The sequence below is a fragment of the Blautia sp. HA3515 genome (assembly GCF_059933065.1).
The window spans coordinates 2,501-7,230 of record NZ_JAYFUY010000133.1 but is presented as its reverse complement, the minus strand read 5'-3'; the positions used below and the strand labels follow the sequence as shown (position 1 = coordinate 7,230).

Below are 4,730 nucleotides of genomic sequence, written 5' to 3'. Positions count from 1 at the left end.
TAAAACTGCCCGTAAAGAATTAACCCTTTGTTTACATCCCAATGCAGTCAAGAAGGTCAAAATGGACGGAAAAGTGATTCCTCACGAAGTGGTACGAACCACCAATATTTTTCTTTTCGTCTATGTGTTAATTTTTGGATTGTCTGTTTTGCTGATCAGTATAGATAATTTTGATCTGACTACGAATTTTACTGCAGTGGCTGCAACCTTTAATAATATCGGTCCAGGTCTGGAAATGGTTGGCCCAACACAGAACTTTGGATTGTTTTCCCATTTTTCCAAATGTGTGCTTATTTTTGATATGTTAGCAGGAAGACTTGAGATTTTCCCTCTTCTTGTTCTCTTTAAAAAAGATACCTGGAAGAAATTCTGATTCGCTTGTACTGCGTACAGAAATCCACCAAATAAAAAGATTCAGAAAGAATGACTACAATGGCAATCTGATAAAAAAATTTTTTCATGGTTTTAAAAAATTCTAATTATTCATAATTTATTCATATCAGCGTCATTATATAGACATATCTTTAATGTATATTGGTATGCGTAGAAAGCATTATGTCTTTCTTAATTTAATATTTTTCTTTTTCATACGCGCCGGTACGAAAGTACCGGCCTCCTTCCATTTATAGGATCTTTTTTTATACCCCTTCATAATTAAAATCTGGAATAAAGCTTTCTTTTGCTGTATCACCTTCCTGAAAGAATCCATTACTTATTCCCAATTCCAAAGCAGCATTTAATACTTTTTCATATTCTCTTACAGTCACTTTGCGATTCAATTCTATATATTTCTCCTGTTTGAAAACGGGTGTATATTGATTCATAATGCTAATAAATATATGATCTCCATATGTTTTGTTCAAATACTCCATAACTTTTATGGCATTTCTGGTATGCCCTGGCAATATCAGATGCCTGACCATATGTTCCCCGGATCATATACCCATCTTTGTCAAATACGCAGTCACCTGTCTGTCTGACCATCTCTTTTAGTGCCAGCTTAGCTGTCGTTGGATATTCCGGTGCATTAGAATAATCTGCTGCAAGTTCTTCCTCGGCATACTTAAAGTCCGGCAAATATACATCCACATACCCTTCCAGACTTCTTATTGTAGAAACACTTTCATATCCGCTGGAATTATATACTACTGGCAAATGGAATCCCTTATCCCTGGCTTTTTTCAATGCCTCTATGACCTGCGGAACATATTGCGCAGCTGTTACAAGATTGATATTTGCAGCACCTTTTTCTTCCAGTTCCAGGAAAATATCAGCTAAACGATTTACTGTAATTATTTTTCCGCTTTTTCCAATAGCAATGTTATGATTCTGGCAAAAACAGCATCGCAGTCCGCAACCTGTGAAAAATACTGCTCCAGAACCTTTCTCTCCTGAAATACAAGGCTCTTCCCACATATGCAAAGCAGCCCTGGCCACTCTCACTTGACCATCCATCCCACAATATCCGGTTTTTCCATGTATACGGTCCACGCCACACTTCCTTGGGCATAACCTACATGACATCAATGTTTTGATTCTGTCTTCTACCATATTTTCCTCTTTCTTATTAATCAGATGTAACATGTGAGGGTACTGAACAGTTACAAACTAACTAATTTTTATATACAAAAAAAGCAATGAACCAAGTCCACTGCTCAAATGCTTTTGTACCTTCAAAACCACATACATGCTGACATCCTTTGGAATCTTTTACCTGCTTTTTGGTCAAGCCCTCGACCGATTAGTACTGGTCAACTCCATACATTACTGCACTTCCATCTCCAGCCTATCTACCTCGTCGTCTTCAAGGGGTCTTACTTCTTTCGAATGGGATATCTCATCTTAGGGGGGGCTTCACGCTTAGATGCCTTCAGCGTTTATCCCTTCCGGACTTGGCTACCCGGCCATGAGCCTGGCTGCTCAACCGGTACACCAGCGGTCCGTCCATCCCGGTCCTCTCGTACTAAGGACAGCTCCCTTCAGATATCCTACGCCCACGCCGGATAGGGACCGAACTGTCTCACGACGTTCTGAACCCAGCTCGCGTACCGCTTTAATGGGCGAACAGCCCAACCCTTGGGACCTACTACAGCCCCAGGATGCGATGAGCCGACATCGAGGTGCCAAACCACTCCGTCGATGTGAACTCTTGGGAGTGATAAGCCTGTTATCCCCAGGGTAGCTTTTATCCGTTGAGCGATGGCATTCCCACTTAATACCACCGGATCACTAAGCCCTACTTTCGTACCTGTTCCACCCGTCGGTGTCACAGTCAAGCTCCCTTCTGCCTTTGCACTCTTTGGATGGTTTCCGTCCATCCTGAGGGAACCTTTGGGCGCCTCCGATACCCTTTCGGAGGCGACCGCCCCAGTCAAACTCCCCGTCTGGCATTGTCCCACCGCCGGTTCACGGCGGCTGGTTAGAAACCCAATACTGCAAGGGTGGTATCCCAACAGCGGCTCCTGTGCAACTGGCGTTACACATTCTCTGCCTCCCACCTATCCTGTACATGCAATACCGGATCCCAGTACCAAACTGGAGTAAAGCTCCATGGGGTCTTTCCGTCCTGGCGCAGGTAACCAGCATCTTCACTGGTACTTCAATTTCACCGGATGCATTGTCGAGACAGCGCTCAAATCATTACGCCTTTCGTGCGGGTCGGAACTTACCCGACAAGGAATTTCGCTACCTTAGGACCGTTATAGTTACGGCCGCCGTTTACTGGGGCTTAAATTCAAGGCTTCGATTGCTCTGACCTCTCCTCTTAACCTTCCAGCACCGGGCAGGCGTCAGCCCATATACCTCACCTTTCGGTTTCGCATAGACCTGTGTTTTTGCTAAACAGTTGCTTGAGCCTATTCTCTGCGGCCTGTTTCCACAGGCACCCCTTATCCCTAAGTTACGGGGCCATTTTGCCGAGTTCCTTGACAATGCTTCTTCCGCCGGCCTTAGGATTCTCTCCTCATCCACCTGTGTCGGTTTACGGTACGGGTACGGTACAAACGATAGCGGCTTTTCTTGACGCATGGCTCACGGACTTCGCTACTTTATTTCGCTCCGCTTCACAGCTTCCCATTGTGCGGCGGATTTGCCTTCCGCACTGGTACCCTGCTTGCACCGGGCTTTCCATTCCCGGCTTCCGCTTTCCTTACGTGTCCCCACAGTTCTGTCATACCGCAGTACAGGAATCTCCACCTGTTGTCCATCGGCTACGACTCTCGTCCTCGCCTTAGGCCCCGACTCACCCAGGGCAGATCAGCTTTACCCTGGAAACCTTGGATATTCGGCCACAAGGATTCCCACCTTGTTCTCGCTACTCATTCCGGCATTCTCTCTTCCATACAGTCCACAGCTCCTTACGGTACTGCTTCATTCCGTATGCAATGCTCCTCTACCAACCTTTCGGTTCCTTAGTTTCGGTGGTGCGTTTCAGCCCCGGACATTTTCGGCGCAGGACCTCTCGACCAGTGAGCTATTACGCACTCTTTGAATGTATGGCTGCTTCTGAGCCAACGTCCTGGTTGTCTTGGAGATCCCACATCCTTTTCCACTTAACGCACACTTTGGGACCTTAACTGAAGGTCTGGGCTCTTTCCCTTTTGACTGCCCAACTTATCTCGTGCAGTCTGACTCCCGGTCATATCTTGGCGGCATTCGGAGTTTGATATTCTTCGGTAGGCTTTGACGCCCCCTAGGAAATTCAGTGCTCTACCTCCGCAAGACTCGATACCGAGGCTAGCCCTAAAGCTATTTCGAGGAGAACCAGCTATCTCCGGGTTCGATTGGAATTTCTCCCCTACCCACACCTCATCCCCACCCTTTTCAACGGATGTGGGTTCGGCCCTCCACTGCCTCTTACGGCAGCTTCAGCCTGGACATGGGTAGATCACCCGGTTTCGGGTATACTCCTACTGACTTTGGCCCTGTTAAGACTTGGTTTCCCTACGGCTCCGTCCCTTGAGGACTTAACCTTGCCAGTAAGCGTAACTCGCCGGACCGTTCTACAAAAAGTACGCGGTCGTGCTCATAAGGCACTCCCACAGCTTGTAGACACAGGGTTTCAGGTTCTCTTTCACTCCCCTCCCGGGGTCCTTTTCACCTTTCCTTCACAGTACTCTGCGCTATCGGTCACTAAGTGGTATTTAGCCTTGGGGGGTGGTCCCCCCGACTTCCCACAAGGTTTCTCGTGTCTCGTGGTACTCTGGATCCTGCCATGCTGCCTTTCCTTTCACATACGGGGCTTTCACCCTCTTTGGCCGGCTTTCCCAAAACCGTTCTGTTAGGATCGGCAGATCATTTATGCAGTCCTTAACCCCGGAATGCACGCATTCCGGTTTAGGCTCTTCCGCGTTCGCTCGCCGCTACTTGCGGAATCGAGTTTTCTTTCTTTTCCTCCGGGTACTTAGATGTTTCAGTTCCCCGGGTTCCCCTCCATGCGTTATGGATTGGCGCATGGATACATGAGGTTTGCTCATGTGGGTTTCCCCATTCAGAAATCTCCGGATCATTGGATATTTGCTCCTCCCCGAAGCTTATCGCAGCTTGTCACGTCTTTCTTCGGCCCTTAGTGCCAAGGCATCCGCCCTGTGCCCTTATTGCTTGACCATTTGCTTCATCACCCTAGCGTAGGTGATGCGGTCTCTCGATTCTCTTTTGATAACATTGTTATCGATGTCTTCCTATCTTGCGTTATACCAAGTAAATGCACAGGCTGTACAAAAGACTGCCGG

Annotated in this window: 1 protein-coding gene, 1 rRNA gene and 1 pseudogene; 1 reads left to right on the top strand and 2 read right to left on the bottom strand. The window is 47.2% G+C overall.

Annotated features, from left to right (window positions below; genetic code table 11):
• On the top strand, positions 1-373 hold a 373-nt coding region (locus tag R1Y93_RS11200), incomplete at its 5' end, for a potassium transporter TrkG (RefSeq protein ID WP_500822856.1).
• 265 nt (positions 374-638) lie between these two features.
• Here R1Y93_RS11200 and R1Y93_RS11195 read toward each other — a convergent pair.
• Positions 639-1,524 (bottom strand): annotated as a pseudogene (locus R1Y93_RS11195) (radical SAM protein).
• Positions 1,525-1,720: 196 nt separating this feature from the next.
• Positions 1,721-4,606: ribosomal RNA gene (locus R1Y93_RS11190) — 23S ribosomal RNA — on the bottom strand.
• Positions 4,607-4,730: the final 124 nt, after the last annotated feature.